The sequence below is a fragment of the Sediminispirochaeta smaragdinae DSM 11293 genome (genome assembly GCF_000143985.1).
GTDB classification, from domain to species: Bacteria; Spirochaetota; Spirochaetia; order DSM-16054; family Sediminispirochaetaceae; genus Sediminispirochaeta; species Sediminispirochaeta smaragdinae.
In genome coordinates, this window is the sequence record NC_014364.1 from 3490952 (window position 1) to 3509686 (window position 18735).

General features: G+C 47.8%; 14 protein-coding genes and 1 tRNA gene. 5 read left to right on the forward strand and 10 right to left on the reverse strand.

The window, feature by feature from the left end; genetic code table 11:
- Positions 1–8 precede the first annotated feature (8 nt).
- Positions 9–455: a divergent PAP2 family protein gene (locus SPIRS_RS16420; RefSeq protein ID WP_013255810.1), complete on the forward strand. Its 447-nt coding sequence runs from the start codon at positions 9–11 to the stop codon at positions 453–455.
- A gap of 7 nt (positions 456–462) precedes the next feature.
- On the opposite strand, the gene SPIRS_RS16425 is transcribed toward SPIRS_RS16420, so the two are convergent.
- Genes SPIRS_RS16425 through SPIRS_RS16440 form a run of 4 tightly spaced genes read right to left on the reverse strand, consistent with a single transcriptional unit; the run spans position 463 to position 6211 of the window.
- On the reverse strand, positions 463–2742 hold the full coding sequence (locus tag SPIRS_RS16425; protein WP_013255811.1) for an MFS transporter: 2280 nt from the start codon (positions 2740–2742) through the stop codon (positions 463–465).
- Between the two features lie 43 nt (positions 2743–2785).
- Positions 2786–4705, reverse strand: coding sequence for a biosynthetic arginine decarboxylase (speA, locus tag SPIRS_RS16430; RefSeq protein WP_013255812.1), 1920 nt, complete (start codon positions 4703–4705; stop codon positions 2786–2788).
- Positions 4706–4739: 34 nt separating this feature from the next.
- Positions 4740–5081 (reverse strand): MGMT family protein, encoded by a 342-nt coding sequence (locus tag SPIRS_RS16435; RefSeq protein ID WP_013255813.1) that lies wholly within the window; start codon positions 5079–5081, stop codon positions 4740–4742.
- The gene (locus tag SPIRS_RS16440) at positions 5078–6211 is read right to left on the reverse strand and encodes an aldo/keto reductase (protein WP_041866382.1); all 1134 of its coding nucleotides are present in this window, start codon (positions 6209–6211) and stop codon (positions 5078–5080) included. The genes SPIRS_RS16435 and SPIRS_RS16440 overlap by 4 nt, the downstream gene beginning before the upstream one ends.
- A 200-nt stretch (positions 6212–6411) precedes the next feature.
- Here SPIRS_RS16440 and SPIRS_RS16445 point away from each other — a divergent pair.
- A tRNA-Pro gene (locus SPIRS_RS16445) sits at positions 6412–6485 on the forward strand.
- Positions 6486–6722: 237 nt separating this feature from the next.
- On the opposite strand, the gene SPIRS_RS16450 is transcribed toward SPIRS_RS16445, so the two are convergent.
- Positions 6723–7424 carry a FadR/GntR family transcriptional regulator gene (locus tag SPIRS_RS16450; RefSeq protein ID WP_013255815.1) on the reverse strand — a complete coding sequence of 234 codons (702 nt, stop codon included), beginning with the start codon at positions 7422–7424 and terminating at the stop codon, positions 6723–6725.
- Positions 7425–7872: 448 nt separating this feature from the next.
- Here SPIRS_RS16450 and SPIRS_RS16455 point away from each other — a divergent pair, with 448 nt between their 5' ends.
- Genes SPIRS_RS16455 through SPIRS_RS16465 form a run of 3 tightly spaced genes read left to right on the forward strand, consistent with a single transcriptional unit; the run spans position 7873 to position 11841 of the window.
- Positions 7873–9060 (forward strand): mandelate racemase/muconate lactonizing enzyme family protein, encoded by a 1188-nt coding sequence (locus tag SPIRS_RS16455; RefSeq protein ID WP_013255816.1) that lies wholly within the window; start codon positions 7873–7875, stop codon positions 9058–9060.
- A gap of 29 nt (positions 9061–9089) precedes the next feature.
- On the forward strand, positions 9090–10391 hold the full coding sequence (locus tag SPIRS_RS16460) for an MFS transporter (protein WP_013255817.1): 1302 nt from the start codon (positions 9090–9092) through the stop codon (positions 10389–10391).
- Between the two features lie 25 nt (positions 10392–10416).
- Complete coding sequence (locus SPIRS_RS16465) at positions 10417–11841, forward strand: YfcC family protein (RefSeq protein WP_013255818.1); 1425 nt, start codon at positions 10417–10419, stop codon at positions 11839–11841.
- 157 nt (positions 11842–11998) lie between these two features.
- On the opposite strand, the gene SPIRS_RS16470 is transcribed toward SPIRS_RS16465, so the two are convergent.
- The 5 genes from SPIRS_RS16470 to SPIRS_RS16490 form a co-directional block, all read right to left on the reverse strand.
- Positions 11999–14002 carry a glycoside hydrolase family 31 protein gene (locus tag SPIRS_RS16470; RefSeq protein ID WP_013255819.1) on the reverse strand — a complete coding sequence of 668 codons (2004 nt, stop codon included), beginning with the start codon at positions 14000–14002 and terminating at the stop codon, positions 11999–12001.
- 26 nt (positions 14003–14028) lie between these two features.
- Positions 14029–14865 carry a carbohydrate ABC transporter permease gene (locus SPIRS_RS16475; RefSeq protein ID WP_013255820.1) on the reverse strand — a complete coding sequence of 279 codons (837 nt, stop codon included), beginning with the start codon at positions 14863–14865 and terminating at the stop codon, positions 14029–14031.
- Entirely contained in the window at positions 14862–15770 is a 909-nt protein-coding gene (locus SPIRS_RS16480) for a carbohydrate ABC transporter permease (RefSeq protein WP_216086392.1), read from the reverse strand. Before SPIRS_RS16480 ends, SPIRS_RS16475 begins: the two co-directional genes overlap by 4 nt.
- Positions 15771–15842: 72 nt before the next feature.
- Positions 15843–17081, reverse strand: a complete 1239-nt coding sequence (locus tag SPIRS_RS16485; RefSeq protein ID WP_013255822.1) for an ABC transporter substrate-binding protein — start codon at positions 17079–17081, stop codon at positions 15843–15845.
- Positions 17082–17202: 121 nt separating this feature from the next.
- Positions 17203–18732: a response regulator transcription factor gene (locus SPIRS_RS16490; protein ID WP_013255823.1), complete on the reverse strand. Its 1530-nt coding sequence runs from the start codon at positions 18730–18732 to the stop codon at positions 17203–17205.
- Positions 18733–18735 lie beyond the last annotated feature (3 nt).

Genomic DNA, 18735 nt, shown 5'->3' on the forward strand with positions numbered 1-18735 from the left:
TAGTTGTAATGGAAGCACTTCTTCAAAATAGAATTTTATGGCTTACCCTTGCCGTCACCATGACGGCGCAGGCCCTGAAAGTCCTTATAGAATTGTTGATAGAGAAAAAGCTCGACCTCAGGCGAATGGGGGAAACAGGAGGGATGCCATCAAGTCACTCCGCTGCTGTCTCCTGTCTTGCGGTCTCGATGGGGTTGACCCAGGGCTTTGGAAGCCCTTTTTTTACCATCTCTGCGGTCCTCGCCGTTGTGGTAATCTATGATTCGACAGGCATTAGGCAGGCGGCAGGAAAGCACGCGGAAATCATCAACGAAATGAGCAACGAGCTGGCTGACCTTATCGAACACGGCTATCAACCTCAAAAGTTGAAAACCCTTCTTGGTCATACCTACCCTCAGGCGGTCGCAGGAATCGCTCTTGGCATTGTGGCAGCGCTTATATTTGCGCGGCAGTGAAGATTTCTCACAGATCGATAGGATCATCCTTTCGTCGATAGAGTCGCTTGCCATGTTTTCGTGAGCGCTTTTTATGATCGCTTCCGCCGCCGAGCAGAAATCGGACCGACATCGCCGCAAGAAAAAAGCGAAGCCGTTCAAAACGCAAGAGCTCAGGATCGGAAGCAAGCTGTACCAAGAGTTCGGATTCAAGCCCATGAGGTAAAGGCAGCCTCTTGAAAACCGGGATCAGTGCTTCCGAAAAACGCTCCGGCTGTTTCAAGATAAGCGAGCAAGCCAGATGCAGATCGGCAAATTCATCCTTTTGTTCTTTTCCAAGCCCCGAATTGAAGCGATCGAGTAACTCATCGACACCATCCCTTCTTTTCGACTGGAAAAGTGAGTAGAGGGGGTAAAACCAGCGCTCCATGGAAAGAAGAGCGGCCATGGAAAGGATGATCTCGTCCCGCAAAAAGGAAGGAGGATCTTTTCGCTTCAGAAGCCCCGCCAGGGCAGGTAACGCTGCTATGTCGCCAAGCAGCTGAAGGGCGACTGCACCATGCATAATGACCATCGGATTGTGGCTACGCTCAAGGGTTCCCTCGATGAGAGACCGCTTATCACTTCCGCCGATTCTGGCCAGGGCTATCATGGCATTCGCCTTCAGCAGATAATCGGGGGAGCGTAAAGCAGAGATAAGAACAGCTTCTCCGGCTTTCAGTCGTTTTCTGCCGATGATTCTTGCCGCAATATGTGCTGTTGTGTAGGTCCGCTTCTTTACCTCCCGGATCAGCACCTTGGTAATGTCCTGATTCATCGGCACGGCTTCCAAAGCCCTAAGGGCCCTTGCCCTTACATAGAACCGGGGACTTTTCAGTTTTTCGAGCAATTCATCAACGGCAACGGGACTTCCGACCTCGGCAATATCGTCCAGAACCTTCATCTCCTGCTGGACGTCTTCCGATCGGTCGAGCTTATCAAGCAGAACGACGGCCCGAAGGTCGCGGGGACTGAAAATAATGGAAAGAGCGTTTCCCACCGTATAGCGTCCCGCATCCTTGATAAAAAGAGCCGTCGCCATCATTACCAGAAAGAAAAAAAGCAAGGTACCGAAGTAAATTCGGTAAGCATCTACCAGGCTAAACATTGGGAGGGCCAATAAACGGCCGAGAAGGGCTCCTCCTGTTAGGGCGCCGACAGCATTCCCTACTCCCATCGTCATCTGATAGACAATACCGAGGTTCAGATGCTCGGTTTTATCGGTAATGGCGTAAAAATAGTTTTTACTTGAAACCTGACCGCCGAGCTGTCCTGCATAGTAGAAAAAGAAAACGAAGGCAAGGAGAAAAAAGACCATTCCTCCGTCGAGATCCGGAGCAATTACCAATGGAATAAGCGAAACGGTAAAAAGCATGGTATAGAGCATATAAAGCGGTTTTGCTCCAATGCGATCCAGGAGAAGTCGGGAAAGGAGCCCCATGGCGATGGCACCGAATCCTCCCACGACGGTAAGCAGCATCACCGTTTGATCACTTCGCAGGTACACCTCTTTTGCATAGACGATGATGAAGGGAACGGCCATGCCGGTGACAAGAGACAGAAGAAAAAAGTGAATAATGAAGCGACGAAAATCACTGCGCTTCAATGCCGTTCGAATGCCGGCCCAAAAGCCATCGTCCTTTCCCCCGCCTATTAGAACAGGATCAGGAAACTTGGTAATGATAGCGCCGGCCAAAAGCCCAAGTACTATGCCAAGCCCGATGAAGAAGGCATAACGCCATAACGGAGCACTCTTCCCTATGCTGAGGGCGACAATCAGCGAAAAAACAAGGGTCGCGATCTGGTTGACAATCTGAAGACGGCTCAGATACGAACCCATGGTTCGCTGCTCCATCACCATCCCCAGAATGGGATTGAATCCGATGATCGCAATGCCCCGAAAAATATGAAATCCTAAAAGCGCAAGGGCAATAAGAAGGAGACCAATCTCTTTATGTCCTGCAGCGGCAAAAAAGGGAACAAAAAGAACAGGAACAAGCAAAAGGCTGCGAAGTATCCAGAACCTGCACATCATTCTTCTTAGGCCAATGTGCCCGACCATCGCCCGACCTATCAGCATAAAGAAGAAGGCAATATATTGAAAAGAACTGATGAGACCAACGAAAAAGTTGTCAGCCCCCAGCCTGAGCGCAAGGAGAATAATCATCTGTCCGCTGATGAGAATATAGGAAGCAGCGTTTGTACCTTCAAACCAGGTCAGATATTTTCTGGCGTCACGCTTTTCGGAAGAAGCAAGCTCTTGTACCATTTTCTAAAAGTATTGCATGTTCCTCCGATAGCTTCAAGCGGGCTTATACTTCGTAATACGTATAGCCCTGCATGCCGTCGATGTAGGCCTTCATGATCTCTTTTCGGTCGTAAGGGGTGATCGACTTCTTGCGGACCGCATTTTCGGCAAGATGACGAAACCCCTCGATCAGTCGTTTGGGATCATATTCTACATAGCTCAGCACATCCGAGACCGAATCCCCTTCGACCTCACGGGTACAAGCAATTTCACCCTCTTCGTCCAAGGCCACACTCACAATGTTCGTGTCACCAAAAAGGTTATGGAGATCGCCAAGGGTTTCCTGATAGGCCCCAACGAGAAAGGTTCCTATGACATATCGGGATTCAGGAGAAAAGCTGTGCAACGGCAGATACTCCTGCATACCGTAAAGATCAATGAAGTGATCGATCTTTCCGTCGCAGTCGCAGGTGATGTCGGCAAGTACCCCCCGGCGATCAGGTTCTTCATTGAGTCGATGAATCGGCATAATGGGAAAAAGCTGGTCAATGGCCCAATTATCCGGGACGCTTTGAAAGAGACTGAAATTGCCGTAATAGATATCAGCCAGCATCGATTCCACCTTCTGAAGCTCGTCCGGGATAAAACGCATCTTTCTGCTCAACTGGACGATCCGATCCAGGGCGAGCCAGAAAATCGAATCACCGACACTTCTGTCCCTCAGGCTCGCATTGCCTACCATAAAGAGATTACGCAACTCATCACGATAATAGATGATATCATGATAGCTCTCCTGAAGGTTCTTGATGCTGATACCCTTATAGGCCTCAAGCATGTTCGTCAAAGCCTCCGGAGCCTCTTCTGGAATGGCATCGGGCAATTCCTTGTCGTGGAGGCTATTGACATCGAGAATATTGAAAAGCAGGACCGAATAGTAGGCAACGGTCGCCCTTCCCGATTCGGTAACGACCGTCGGATGTTCGACACCGGCCTCATCCATGACCATTTTAATGACATCCACAACATCGGAACAGTACTCATCAAGGCTGTAGTTTTTGCTACTCACAAAGGTGGTTCGAGAACCGTCGTAATCGACCCCTAATCCACCGCCGATATCCAGGTAGCCCATGGGAGCCCCCTCATGTACCAAAGCGGTGTAATAGCGGCTTGCTTCATGAACCGCACTTCTGATGTCGCGAATATTGGGGATTTGACTTCCGAGGTGATAATGAAGCAGCCGCAGGGTGCCAAGCATATCCGCCCGGGATAGTTCCTCAATCGCGTCGACCAACTGGCCCGCGGTGAGGCCGAACACCGAATGATCACCGGCCGACTCAGCCCATTTGCCTCCGACGGTGGAGGAAAGCTTGACCCGCAGCCCCAAGGTCGGTTCAATCCCAAGTTTTTTCGAACGCCTGATAATGGTGGATATCTCCCCGGGCTGTTCAATCACAAGAATCACCTGAAGACCCATTTTCACCCCGTAAAGGGCAAGGTCGACAAACTCTTCGTCTTTATATCCATTACAGATGATAGGGGTTTCAGGGTCCCGAACCATCCCCAGAGCAATGAGAAGCTCCGGCTTACTTCCAGCCTCAAGGCCGTGATGATACGCTCCGCCGAAACGAACAACTTCTTCGATAACCTGCTGCTGCTGATTCACCTTGATGGGAAAAACACCGCGGTAGGCACCGCGATATTCGTACTGCTTCATGGTTTTGGCAAATGATTCGTTGAGGGTACGGATCCGCTCCCCAAGAATGTCGGGAAAACGAAGGAGGACGGGCAAACCATACCCACGAGCCTCAATGCCGTCTATGATATCAAGCAGGCTGACACGCTTTTCACCGCCGCCCCAGGGCAGTTTAACACGCACCTCTCCCTTTTCCGAGAGATCAAAGAAACCGTGGCCCCAATTGTCGATTCCATACATTTCGGCGGCATCAGCCGTCGACCAATTTCGTATTCCGTTCTTAAGATCCATGAAGGATGATAGTATCGAAATCTACGAAAATCGTCTATTGGGATACTTGCTGCCAAAGGCCGGGAACCGGGGCAACAACACCAAATTGTAGGAAATCGACACGCCAGGAACGTGAGACTTCCACCCCTTCTCCGGCCAGCAAGGCCGCCTGTTCTTCTCGCCCGCCCCCCTCCGGCAACCTGATCGTGCCATCGGCTCCGACCACCCGATACCAGGGCAGGTGCCTGGAGGATGAAGAAGAGTGGAGAAGACGGGCGACCTGGCGAGCCGCCCCAGGAGGTCCTCCGGCCCAACGCGCAACACCCGAGTACGAGGCCACGGTGCCAACGGGTATCGAACGGATGGCATCGATAATCCGCTCACTAAACGGAGTCACCCCAGGACCTCCACAGCCTCCTGCATGAGATCCGCTATCGGAAGATGCTGGGGACAGGATCTCTCACATACCTTGCAGGATATGCAAAGTTGGGCCCCCTTTTTTTCCCTGATGGTTCTGTGATATAAATCGGCGGTGCCTTCCGGATTTCGAAACATACATGCTTCGTTGAGGAAGTGAAGAACCTCGGGAATAGCAACTCCCTGTGTACAGGGCATACAATAGCGACAACCGGAACAAAGGGCCTTCTGCCGCTGTTCGTAAAATCTGGATACTCGGATATAGCGCTCAAAATCCTCTTCCCCCAAGGAGCCGGTACGAACTTCCGAGGCTATACGGATATTTTCTTCCACTTCTTCCAGCGTCCGCATACCGCTGAGAACCACCTGGATTCTACTATCATCCCAGACATACCGTAGAGCCCATTCCGCAGGAGAATAGGCAGCTCCTTCGTTCCAGATCGCCATGATCTCCGGAGGAACCTGCCGCGTGATGCATCCTCCCCGCAGAGGTTCACTGACAACGACCCCAATCTTCTTTGAAGCCGCAAGCTTCAATCCTCTCAGTCCAGCTTGATAATCGGTATCAAGGAAATTGTATTGGATCTGACAGAAATCCCAGGGATAGCTTTCAAGAATTTCCCGAAAAAGGGAATATTCATCGTGAAAGGAAAATCCGACCATCTTTGCGTGACCTCTCCCCTGAATCTCATCGAGAAAATCAAAGATCCCCACTTTGATTAGGTGATTCCAGGTATGAGAATTCAACGAATGAAGCAAATAATGATCAACATGGTCGGTACGGAGGCGCTCAAGCTGTTGCAGAAAAAAAGACATAGGATCTTCTTTTCTGCGGATAAGCCAGCTGGGCAGCTTCGTAGCTATGTTGACCCGATTGCGAGCCTTTCGCTCTTCCAGAAAACGTCCCAGAAAGGGTTCGCTTTCTCCGTCGTGGTAGGGCCAGGCAGTGTCAAAATAGTTGACACCCTTTTCAAGCGCATAATCAAGCATCTCTTCAGCCCGTTGCCTATCGATTCCGGAACCTTCGGTGAGCGTCGGAAACCGCATACAGCCGAATCCCAAAATCGGATAGCGCTCATCGCCTGATGGAAAGTTTCTGTACTGCAACATTTCACCTCTTTTCGCATATATTATATATTCTATCAGATATCTGGCAGATTTCGACTTTTTCTTACTGTTCCGAATATTGGTGGTAATCACTCGCTTTTTCTCGGCTGTATATAGAAATAGGTATTGCAAAAAGAGAATGAGATGGAAAATGACGCTCCTTGACATAAAATCTGCCATGTGGTATTTTTGTCGCGCTATATCGGGCTGTAGCGCAGGGGTTTAGCGTACATGTCTGGGGGACATGGGGTCGGCGGTTCAAATCCGCCCAGCCCGAAATAATTACTTATCCCATAAAGAATTATTCTTTATGGGATTTTTTTAGGTCTAGCCATTTGTGCCAGAGCGTCTCCTCTGTTTTTCCTAACTATGGAATCAAACAGAGGTAAACAAAAAGCGTGTATTCAAATTGAAGCTTACGGCGAGGTCGGTTGAAGCCCCCCGCAAAGCATGTGATATCCTGGAACATACAATCTTGTAATTCTGTCGGAACATTCATCAAGGACCTACGCCTTCAGGTCCTGATGTGCTCGTCCAGCAACAGCTCGTCCTGCAGCTGTGAGATACGACTCAGATTGCGGCCCTTCAGAGCATCAAGCAGATGGCGGTGGTGGGTTATACTCTCCTCGCGGCCCATGGTGCTCCAGGTTTTCTCAGAATTGGATTTATAGATCTGGTAAAATGTCTCGGTCATGGCATCGTACAGCTGGATGAACAGCAAATTGTTGGACATACTACAGATAAGACGATGGAACTGAAAATGTGCATCGTGGTAGCTTTTGTCGTCCTCTTTCTCGATGGCGCGGGTCATCTTCTGAAAGGCCTTTTCCAGCTGTGATAGCTTTTTGGGCTGCGCCGGATTCAGAACCACCAACCGCATGGTGCAGTATTCCAAAAGGATACGAAATTCGTTGATCTGGTTTTTGCTCACATTCAAAATGTTGCTGCGCATCAGCTCAGAGAAATAATTCTTCAGGTTGAAATCGCACACAAAGGTACCTTCTCCCACACGTGTTTCCGTGACGCCCAGCGTGTTCAGTTTCTGTAACGCGATCTTCAGGGTCACTCTACTCACGCCAAGCTGATGTGAAAGTTCGATTTCCGAGGGGATTTTTTCTCCGATACGCCACTCACCGTCCGTAATCTTTTTGACCAGAATATCATACACCTGATCGGCAACACTCACCCTCTGTACCTTGTCCACGCTTTTTGCCATACGTATGTTCTCCTCTTCCTTCCCGTGCCCCGAAGTCCTGTCCATACTTCATAATATACTCAGGGATGCTGCATATGTAGCGATAGACAATCAGAAAAGCATGCCCGTATCCTTCTGTATCCAGACATGTATATATCGTTCCTATATAGACTTACGGCATCATATATTATTGCTATGCACACAGTTGAGACGCTGTGTTCAGTGACAACTTAATCAACGGCATACCCAAATCACTTTTAGCATACCATGGCTTTCCAAGCAATTACAATCAGAATGCGTGAAAATCGCCTCGCGGTCGGTGTGTGACAACTGCCCGGCATTCGATTTCGCTTATTGAAGAAAATTTATTAACAAGCGAAGAAATTGATTGACAGCAAAAATAATGGGGCCTATGCTATATGTATACTTGATAGTCAAGTATACAAGCAACCAATAAGGAGAACACTGAATGAAAATCACAAACGTGGATATCTACATGCTGGACGCAGGAGCACAGAGGGCCAGTCGACGGCCCATCTGCTGCCGAGTGTGGACAGATGAAGGTATCTACGGCGACGGCGAAGCGGGCATTGCATTCGATTATGCGGCCCCCGCGGGAGTGGGCATGCTGCAGGACATCTCCCGCCTGGTGATCGGCATGGACCCCATGCGCGTGGACGAGGTGTGGCAGCGTATGTTTAAAATCAGCTTTTGGGGTCAGGGAGGAGGACCGGTGGTGTTCGCCGCTATCAGCGCCATCGATATCGCCCTGATGGACATCAAGGGCAAGGCCCTACATGTGCCGGTTTATGAGCTGATCGGAGGCAAGGTGAACGACAGCATCCGCTGTTATGCCAGCCAGTTGCAGTTCGGCTGGAACGAAGACGTAGGCCCCCGGGGCACGGCCGAGGAGTATGCAGCTATATGCAGGTATGCCATGGATGATGGCTACGACGCAGTGAAGCTGGACTTTACCATGTATGACCGTGATAAAAAGGACATTCCGAACGCTCAGTGCGAGGGTTTCCTGTCCAACGATTTTTACAAAATGGTAGAGGAGCGCATCGCGGCCATTCGGGAGGCGTGCGGCGACGTAGATATCATCATGGAGAACCATGGGCGCACGGATGTCACTTCCGCCATCAAGCTGGGCGAACTGTGTGACAAGTACAATTTCTATGCCTATGAAGAACCTACTACCCCTCTGCGCCCCGAATTCCAGAAGCTGGTGCGCGAGCGTGTGAAAACACCTTTGGCGGCGGGAGAGCGACTGTACAGCCGATGGCAGTTTCTGAATTATTTCGAGGATAACTCCATCCAGCTGGTGCAGCCCGATGCCTGCAACTGCGGCGGCATTTCGGAGTGCAAGAAGATATGTACCATGGCAGAAGCTTTTGATGTGAAGGCGCAAATTCACTGCGCAGGCGGTCCCATCTCCACAGCGGCGGCGTTGCAGCTGACGGCGGCCACCACCAACTTCGCCATTTATGAACACCATTTTCGCAGCACGCAGTCGTCCATCGCCCGGCTTGGCAAATATGATTATCAGCCTCAAAACGGTAATTTCTCTGTTTCCGATCGTCCGGGCCTTGGCCAGGAGCTTTCGGAGGCCGCAATTGCAGAAGCATTGGTCCACGTGACCGTGTCAGAACCATAAACCCACATGCACATGAGGAGGATTGCATTGTGAAAAACATAAAATTGCTTGGACTGGACAAAACCTACAAGCAGTGGCTTACACTGATGGCCATTTTCATGGGCGGCGGCACCATTTATAAACTGGCTTATATTCGTGATGTCTATTATACCCAGATGATGGCGGCCACAGGTGCCACTAACGTGCAGATGGGTCTGATGATGACCGCCTTTGCCGCTACATGTGTTTTCTGTTTTTTACCCGGTGGATGGCTTGTAGACCTTTTCCCTGCAAAATATCTGGTTTCCGCCGGTCTTATTATCACCGGTATAGCTGGCCTTGTAGAGGCCACACTCCCCCCAATGAAGGTTATTTTGGTTATTCAGGGTATCTATGGCATATCTACCACGCTGTTGTTCTGGGAATCTATGTTCAAAGGTGTTCGTCTGCTGGGCAACAAGAATGAACAAGGGCGTTTGTTTGGTATTCTTGAGGGTGGCCGAGGTATCACAGGAACCGTTATTTCCTTTATTTCCCTGGCCGTTTATGCCAAGCTGGGTTCTGATAAGCTAGGTATGCGCGGTGCAATGTTTGTTTATGCGATTGCATTGATTATTTTTGGTTTGATTGCACTATTCATGATGGAAAAAAACGAAGTGGAAGGACGCGTGGATGCAATCAAAGCATTAAAGGGTCTTGGGAAGGTATGTACATTGCCAAAGGTGTGGATCGCCGGTTGCATCGTGTGGATGGGCTATGCTTCCTACAACGGCCTGAGCTATTTCAGCCCCTATCTTGTCAAGGTACTGGGAGTGTCTCAAACTGCAACATCGGCTATTTCGATCGTGCGTACGTATCTGTTCGCCATTATCTGCGCACCCATTGCCGGCATGATTGCCGATAAAATGGGTTCCCGTATCAATTTTCTAAAATATGTGTTTGCTCTTGGTACGATTATGTGCGCCGCCACGATCGTCCTTTCCGTGCTGGACTGCGGCATCGGTGTGTTCATCTTCATCATGCTGGTAGTCGCCGCCATTATTCTGGCAATGCGCGGCACGTACTATTCCACCACCGCTGAAATCGGCATTCCCATTGTGCTTTCCGGCGCTGCCTTGGGGCTGATATCTCAGCTGGGAAACGCACCGGATTTGTATATTTCCGCGTTGTACGGCTGGTTCCTCGACGCCTATCCCGGCAAACAGGGATACCTTATGGTGTTCGGCACCATGGCCGTACAGTTTCTGATTGCCTGCATCCTGTGTATCGTTCTCCACGGAATGAACAAACGCGATGCAGCGAATAACAAGAAAGTTGTTTTTGATATTGAAGGCGGAGACGTCATAGACTGATTAGACCCATGGGAGGAGAATGTTCGTGAGTACTCAAATTTCCCGGCCGCACATCGGCGAAAAGAAAAACTTTCGGTTGCCGCATGTATTTGTATTGCTTACCATTGTGGCGCTTATTGTCGCACTGTTGACGTACTTTGTGCCGGCAGGTACTTACGAACGAGTGGTGGATGAGGTTTCGGGCCGCACCTTAGTTGACGCAAACAGCTTCCATTATCTTGACAAAACCCCCATCACACCTATGCAGTTTATCACCGCCTTTACCCGCGCGTTCAAAAACGCAGCGTCCATGATTTTCATGACACTGGTGGTGGGTGGTGCCTTCGGCATCATCAACGCGCTGGGTATTATTCCCGCAGTGCTCTCTGCTGTGATGAAGAAATTTGAAAATCAAAAATTTCTTGTCATTCCCCTTTTAGTGTTGGTTTTAGCGCTTTTCGACTCCTTCATGGGGGCGCCGGAACTGTGCATCGTATTTTTGCCTATGATCCTGCCCCTGGTGCTGAACCTTGGGTGGGACACCATGACAGCCTGTGCGATCGTGATCTGTGGCAACTGTGTCGGCTACAGCACCGGTATGGGCAATCCCTTCACGACCATTATTGCGCAAAAAATTTGTGAGCTTCCACTTTATTCAGGAATGTGGTACCGCGCCATTTGTTTTGCGGTTTTCTATGCCGTTGCCGCCTTGTATATTATGCGCTACGCCCGCAAGGTAGAGCGCAATCCATCGATGAGCCGAACCTTTCACAATGACGAAAGGCGTCGCTCTGACATGAAGGTGGAGACGGGCATACGGTTGCCGCACCGTGTCAAGCTTGCCGGTTTTTTTACCCTGCTGTGCTTTATCTTCAATATTGTCGGCGTAATCCGGCTGGGCTGGGACCTTGCCGAAATGACCGGCCTGTTTTTAGTGATGGGCGTTGGAGCCGGCGCCATTTCCGGACGTACACTTACACAAACGTGTGAAATGTTTATGAACGGTGCACGGGAAATTCTACAGGGTGCGCTGGTAATGTGCTGTGCACGCACCATTACCATTCTGATGGCGGACAGCAACACAATGGACATGTTGGTTTACGTACTGTCAAAACTTGCCTCCGCATTTCCGGAGGTCCTCGCCATCCTGGGAATTTTCTTCGTGGCGATGCTTGTCAATTTCCCGATTCCCTCCGGCTCCGGTGAGGCAACCGTTCTGGTTCCGCTGCTCTCGCCTTTGGCTGATATCTTGGGTGTCAGCAAGCAAGCCACCATACTGGCGTTCCAGTTTGGCGACGGCTGGTCGAACACCATCTATCCCACGAATGCATCATACATGGCGACGCTGGCGGTCGCGGGTGTCGACTGGACCGATTGGGTGGTCTTCCAGTTTCCGCTGTGCTGTCTTTGGACAACGCTCAGCGTCGTGATGCTGTGCATCGCCCAATGGATCAATCTCGGCCCCTTCTGATAAAAAGGTTCGCCCCTTCATCAAAGGGGCGAACATAAGGATCATCATGAGAAAGTCCGATTCACAGATAAATTAGGATAGAAGTTTCTTAACAGCTAAGGTAGAGTAGGCACCGTTGTAGCCATAGGGCCTACTGTATAGCTAAGTTAATAGTTTCCTATATTATTTCCGGAAGTTCTCCTTTTTTTGCAAAGACGGGAATTACATCCAGCGGTGTATCGTATGAAAATGAGGTTCCGCCTTCATACAACGCTCCCGTATGAAGATCTCGCCAGGAGCTTTTACCTGGAAGATATACCGCTCTGCTTTTTCGGCCTTCATAAAGTACCGGGCAAACTATCAACGACTCTCCCAGCATATATTCGTCATCCACATTCCAGGCTTTATCATCCTGAGGAAAATCATAGAACAGGGGACGCATGACCGGCGTACCTTTTTCATGGGCCTTTTCCATAAGCCTCATCAGGTAAGGGCGCAAATGTTCCCGTATACGGAGATACTTTTTACAGATTTGATACACATCCTCACCATAGCTCCATACCTCATTATCCGCCCCGCTGGGCATCAGGCCTCCCCCTGAAGTCCCCAACGGCTCTTTATGCGGTTCCCTATCCCCGTGCAGCCGCATTACCGGACAAAACGTTCCGAATTGGAACCAGCGTACAAAGCATTCCCTGAATTCCTCGGAGGCAATGTTTCCTCCGTGAAAGCCTCCGATATCCGTTGTCCACCATGGAATGCCGGCCAGACCCGTATTGAGTCCCGCCGCGAGCTGATCACGAAGAGCTCTGAAGCTGGAATCAATATCCCCCGACCAGAGGAGGGCGCCGAATTTCTGGCTGCCAGCCCATGCGCAGCGTATCAGATTGATAATATTCTTTTGCCCTTCGAGCTTCATCCCTTCATAAGCCATCTTTGCATATTCTTTGGGAAAAAGATTACCGATTTCGAGGTCAGAGCCTCTCCAGTACCGGTAGTTGCTGTACTCGTATTTCGTAAATTCCGGCTCTGCTTCATCAAGCCAGAAAATACGAATGCCTTTGTCGTAGTAGTTTTTCTTTAATTCGGACCACACAAAGGACCTTGTTGCAGGGTTTGTCATATCGGCAAAACAGGCATCCCACAACTGGGTCATGCGGCTGCCCTTTTCCGAACGGGTTAGGAGTCCTTCCTCCTCCATCCTTTTATAGTTCCTGCTCTCTTTGTCTACCGTAGGCCATATCGAAACCATAAGTTCGATTCCCATTGATTTGAGTTCCTTGACCATGCCTTCGGGATCCGGCCAGTACTCAGGATCAAAACACCAATCTCCTTGATGAGGCCAGTGAAAAAAATCGGCAACAATAACGGAAATGGGCAAACCTCGTTTTTTGTATTCCCTGGCGACATTCAGAAGTTCTTCCTGGGTCTGATATCGCATCTTACATTGCCAGAAACCCGTTCCGTATTCGGGCATGACAGGCGGTTTGCCTGTTACATTCATATATTGCTCATGAATCTCCGCAGGACTGTCTCCTGCGGTAATCCAGTAATCCATTTGCCTTGTGGATTCGGCAATCCATTCGGTTATGTTTCTGCCGAATGTCACACGTCCGATAGCCGGATTGTTCCAGAGGAATCCGTACCCCCGACTTGACAGGGCAAAAGGTATGCTGGCCTGGGAATTCCTGTGAGATAGTTCAAGGAGGCAGCCTTTATGGTTGAGAAACGGCTGTTGGTACTGCCCCATCCCATAGATCTTCTCTCCTTCAACAGCCTCGAAACGTACCGTCAGCTTATAATAATCCGTGCCTGTATGTGCATCGAAGGCCCGAGGGTCCAGCTCAAGGGCGCTGTTAAAGCCTTCATCCTCTTCCTTGAACCTGTTTCGATCATATTCTTCAAGAATTATTTCTCCCTTCTGATTCAGAAAACACATCTTCCCCGAGGGGTAGATATCACAAGAAATCTTTCCGTTTTGAATGCTTGCCCTTTTACCGGATATCTCTATCCGTACCGGAAGCGTTTCTTCAGGCGAATCCTGGAGTGCAAAATCATCATCGGGCAATATTTCATATGACTGGGTGGCCCTTACTCGAAGGCTGTTTTTTCCCCATGGCTCAATGCAAAGCAGCTCCTTATCCTGTCTTCGTATCAGCCTGTTTTTTTCCTGTTTTATCAAGGGGTTCCTCCTGGTAATGAAAATAATTATTCCTTTACTGCTCCGCTGGTCAGTCCGCTGATGATATATTTCTGCATGAAAATAAAAATTAACGTGACAGGGATAATGGTGACAACAGCAAAAGCGGTAAGGTAACTCCATTTTGTTCCGTATTGTCCCAGAAAATTGAACATTCCGGCTGTTATGGGTCTCAACCTCTGGTCCTGAATAAATGTCATTCCGTAAGCAAGATCTCCCCATGCATAAAGAAATGAAAAAACCGCGCATACTATGACTCCGGGTTTTGCTATTGGCACAAAGATAAGAAGAAAAGAGCTAAACCGATTGCATCCATCTATGCGTCCGGCATCTTCCAACTCTTTGGGAATGGATGCGAAATATCCGTTCAATATCAAAACCGAAAACGGGATTCCTATCGTGGCGTCCGCAAGGATTGCCGAGAGCTGATGATTCAACAGGTTCATGTCCCGGAAGATAATAAACATCGGGGTAAGTATGACAGAAACAGGGAGCATCTGTGTTATGAGAAAGGTTAGAATGGCAAGCTTTTTACCTTTAAAATGAAATCTTGCTATTCCGTATGCAGCGGGAATGGCAAGAATCAATGATATACACATTGCACAAAAAGAGATAATAAAACTGTTCTTAAAGGAAGCGAACATGTTAAAATCCCCATGTTCCAGCTGGGCAGCATACGAGTCAAGGTTCAGGACTTTCGGAAAGAAAGTAGGTGGTACCTTAAAGATTTCTATCTCCCCCTTCAATGAGGTGACCAGCATCCAGTAAAGAGGAAACAGAAGAACAACGGTTATCAGCAAGGCCGCTATGCACATTGTGAGATTTTTCTTTTCTTTTACATTCATGCTGCGGTTCCCTTATCGTTGTATACAAATTTCAGATAGATAATGCTGACACAAAAAAGTATTATGAACAGAATATTTGCCGTTGCCGCTCCCTGACTGTATTTGAATAAGCCGAATGAAAGCTTATAGGAATACGTTGAAAGTAAATGAGTCGAATTTACAGGGCCTCCGTTGGTCATAACAAACACAAGATCGAAAACCTTGAAGGTATAAATAAAACCGAGAATCAGAACCGCTTCTATGGCCGATTTCAGCAAGGGAACGGTTATTTTGAAAAACGATTGTCGTTTGTTTGCTCCGTCGATTGCCGCAGCTTCATACAGTTCCGGAGGAATCGTTGTCAGTCCGGTTGAAAGAAGAATCATATTGAAGGGGATGCCTATCCAAGTATTGGTTGCGATTAAAGAGAACATGGCTGACCCGGGATGCATCAACCATTCTATCGGTTCCTCGATGACTCTGGACATCTGTAATAGCTGGTTGATGATCCCGACATTCGTAGAAAACATGAATTTAAACATCAATCCAGAAACTGTCATAGGAATCATCCATGGGATCATCAACAGACCCCTCAGAGGTTTTGCAAATGGAAAGTCCTTGTTAAAAAACAGAGCAAGAGCAAAACCTATGAGAAACTGGAAGATAAGACAAGCAATGGTGAATATGAAAGTATTGCGAATGGAAGTTATTAGCACCTCGTCTTCCAAAAGTGTCCTGTAATTTTCAAAACCTACAAAGTCCTTTGTAGGAGCATTAATCGTTGTGACGGTAACATCCTGAACACTCAGAATAAAGTTACTGATAATCGGATATCCTACAAATGCAAGCATATACAGCAAGGCAGGCAGAACAAACAGATATCCGGTGTTTCCGAATCTAAAAAAGCGTCGTATCTTCTGAATCACGTAAACCGTCCTGGGAATAAAACTTCTCATACAGCCGAAGCTCGTATGAGAAGTCTGTAAAAGTGTTAAGATTTATTTTACTATGCTGTCGATCGTCTGCTGAGCTTTCGCCGCTGCAGCCTCAGGGGTCGAAACTCCTGTAATGCATTCATTCATGGCCAGAGAAAGTGCATCAGAAATTTCCGGCCACCGTGGATGTGGTCCTCTTGGATAGGCATACGCCATCTGCTTTACGAAAACCTTCATAATCGGATCGTCGGAGAACTGGGTATCCGCAACATCCTTTCTGGAAGCAATATAACCGAAATCATTGATATACGTTTTCATCTCTTCAGGGGAAGCAACGAATTTCAGAAATTCGATGGCTTCAGGCACCCTATCGCCGTTGATGATTGCAAAGTTTTCACCCCCCAAATCCGATGCCGGTTCATCTCCTACGGGCATCATAACGACATTCCAGTTGAGATCAGGGGCTTGTTCTCGCATGGTGGGTACCTGCCAGGGGCCGTTTACCATCATGGCAAGATTGCCGGAAATGAACTGGTTCATGGTGTCGCCCTGTGTCCAGTTTATTACATCTTTGGGCATGGCCCCGCTTTTTGCGAGATCGCGAACAAGGCTCAGCGCCTTAATTCCGTTTGCATCGTTTATCTCAAATGATGAATTCCCGGTCCCCCATAGCCAGCACAGAAAACCGAATGTCCCCTCCTCGTTCTGGAGAGAGCTGATTCCAAAACCATGCACAGTGCCCTTGGTAGTCTTCAAAGCAACGTCCTTCAGTTCCTCCCAGGTAGTAGGGGGTTCTACGCCTGCTTCGTTCAGCATATCCTCGTTGTAGAATAGCGAGAGACAGTTGCTGCCGAAGGGGAGACCGTAAAGGCGTCCGTCCAGTTTGCAGGAATTAAGCGGTCCTTCATAATACTCTTTTAAACCGGGCCATGAAGCCAACTCATCGGTGATATCGGCAAATATCCCCATTGCGGCATAGGAAGCATGATCAGGATTATCAATAATAACCATGTCGGGCAGTTCCGAAGCAACAACCCCGATAGATAACTGCTTTTTGAAATCGGCAAATGGGATGTATTTGGTAACAACCTCAACCTGGTCCTGAGAGTTATTATAATCCTTACATATTCTGGCCAGCGTTTCCTGATGTTTTACCGTTTCCCAGTAATTCCAAATGACAACCGTTTTTTTCTCTCCAGGTGCAGAATCGGATTCCGGTGTTCCTTGTTTTTCCTGTGCACCTCCTGCAAAGAGGAGACCAGAAACGAAAAGAATCAAAATAGCAGCAATTCCTTTTTTCATAAATTCCTCCGAAAATTATAAATAAAGTTCAGAAACATTTAGATATTGTATGGGCATAAATAACAGCACACAACGTATAAATTCTTAATATAAGGTGGGTATTCCTAAGGTGAAGTCTTTCTTACCTGTTTGTCTTTCGGTATTCCGACGGATTCAATCCCGTCGTATCTTTAAAAACCCGACAAAAATATTTCGGATCTCTGTACCCAATTTTTTTACTAACAGAATACAATTTTAAATTAGTACCTATGAGCAACTCTTTTGCTTTCTGTATCCTGTATTCTTTCAGATACGTGCTAAAGTTGCTTCCCGTCTCAAGATGAAACTGGGTACTGAGGTATTCGGGGGTAACATTACTTTTTGCCGCAATCTCTTCCAGGGTAATTCCCTGAGAATAAAATTCATGTATCATGTTTTTCACCCGTATCACAAGCAGACTTTCGTTCTGATTTTCTCCCAGTGATCCCGGTAAAAGGTGCAATAGAATATGTGTTGCATGCTCAAGTTCTCGCCATGTAATTGCCAAAGAGATCTGTTCCAGTAGCTGCTGCTGGTTAATAGCGGCATAATCTTCATAAACAACCTCGCGGGCAATACTCAACACGGCCCAGATAAATCGGATAAATGACTCTTTAATTTCTCTTGGAGAAAAGAATCTTCTTTCGTTATAGTAATCGATAAAATTCTTAATTCCAGATTCAAACGTATTTTTATCCAGTGTACAGAGAGCGGTGCGAACCCTACCCTCGATAAAAACAGGATAGGAAACAGGATTGAGCTGCAGTCGATGTATTTCCGTCTTTGAAATCATTCTGTTATCTCCAAGAACAAGACTCCACTCAAGCAGCCCGCTGCTTTCTTTTGCAGCCTCCCTTATTTGATCTAAATCTTGAAACGAAGACCATACTGTTCCGAAATCTTTCAATCCATTCCTCCTCATTTCCGATGAAAAAAATGTATTGAACCAATCATAAAGGGGTCTGCAATCTTTTACGTTGTAAATAACTATTAGTATATTGTATCTTTTCTGCTCCATAATGAGCTTATAACACAAACCAATCTTATTTTGCAAAATCATCTTTATTATCCGAACAAACTTTTGGTAGTCAGTTTCTGATCTTTTTCCAGTATATACATCGACAAGAGCAAAATAACCTTCTGTATCAACCTGGTAATTTTCCGCAAGAAATCTTCTTGCCTTCTGATCAACTTCCATTTCTCCCGAGATAACAGAATGTAATATTTTCTCCATTGAGAATAAAGCTAGCTGTTCCTGATCAGATACAAGCTGGCTTTCTATATTTTTAAGGGATCGTGATAACTCGCCGACAGAAATCGGTTTAAGAAGATACTCGCTGACTCCCAACTGAAGAGCCTTGCGGGCATATGCAAATTCGGAATAGGCACTTAATACTATTGCTCGCACAGGAATATGATTTTCTTTCAGCCTATTCAACATTCCAAGCCCGTCAAGTTTCGGCATCCTGATATCGGTGATAACCAAATCAGGTCTTTTTTCCGTTATCATACGGGCTCCCTCTATTCCATCTTTTGCTTCTCCAAGCATCTGATAGTCCGGATTAATTTTTTGCACTAATTTTATGAGACCTTCTCGGATCCTGATCTCATTTTCTACGACAACAAACTTCATGAT

What these genes read in the sequence shown, in the direction of transcription:
- SPIRS_RS16420 (WP_013255810.1), top strand. Translation starts at nt 9, where the DNA reads ATGGAAGCACTTCTTCAAAATAGAATTTTATGGCTTACCCTTGCCGTC.
- SPIRS_RS16425 (WP_013255811.1), bottom strand. Translation starts at nt 2,742, where the DNA reads ATGGTACAAGAGCTTGCTTCTTCCGAAAAGCGTGACGCCAGAAAATAT.
- speA (WP_013255812.1), bottom strand. Translation starts at nt 4,705, where the DNA reads ATGGATCTTAAGAACGGAATACGAAATTGGTCGACGGCTGATGCCGCC.
- SPIRS_RS16440 (WP_041866382.1), bottom strand. Translation starts at nt 6,211, where the DNA reads ATGTTGCAGTACAGAAACTTTCCATCAGGCGATGAGCGCTATCCGATT.
- SPIRS_RS16450 (WP_013255815.1), bottom strand. Translation starts at nt 7,424, where the DNA reads ATGGCAAAAAGCGTGGACAAGGTACAGAGGGTGAGTGTTGCCGATCAG.
- SPIRS_RS16455 (WP_013255816.1), top strand. Translation starts at nt 7,873, where the DNA reads ATGAAAATCACAAACGTGGATATCTACATGCTGGACGCAGGAGCACAG.
- SPIRS_RS16475 (WP_013255820.1), bottom strand. Translation starts at nt 14,865, where the DNA reads ATGAATGTAAAAGAAAAGAAAAATCTCACAATGTGCATAGCGGCCTTG.
- SPIRS_RS16485 (WP_013255822.1), bottom strand. Translation starts at nt 17,081, where the DNA reads ATGAAAAAAGGAATTGCTGCTATTTTGATTCTTTTCGTTTCTGGTCTC.
- SPIRS_RS16490 (WP_013255823.1), bottom strand. Translation starts at nt 18,732, where the DNA reads ATGAAGTTTGTTGTCGTAGAAAATGAGATCAGGATCCGAGAAGGTCTC.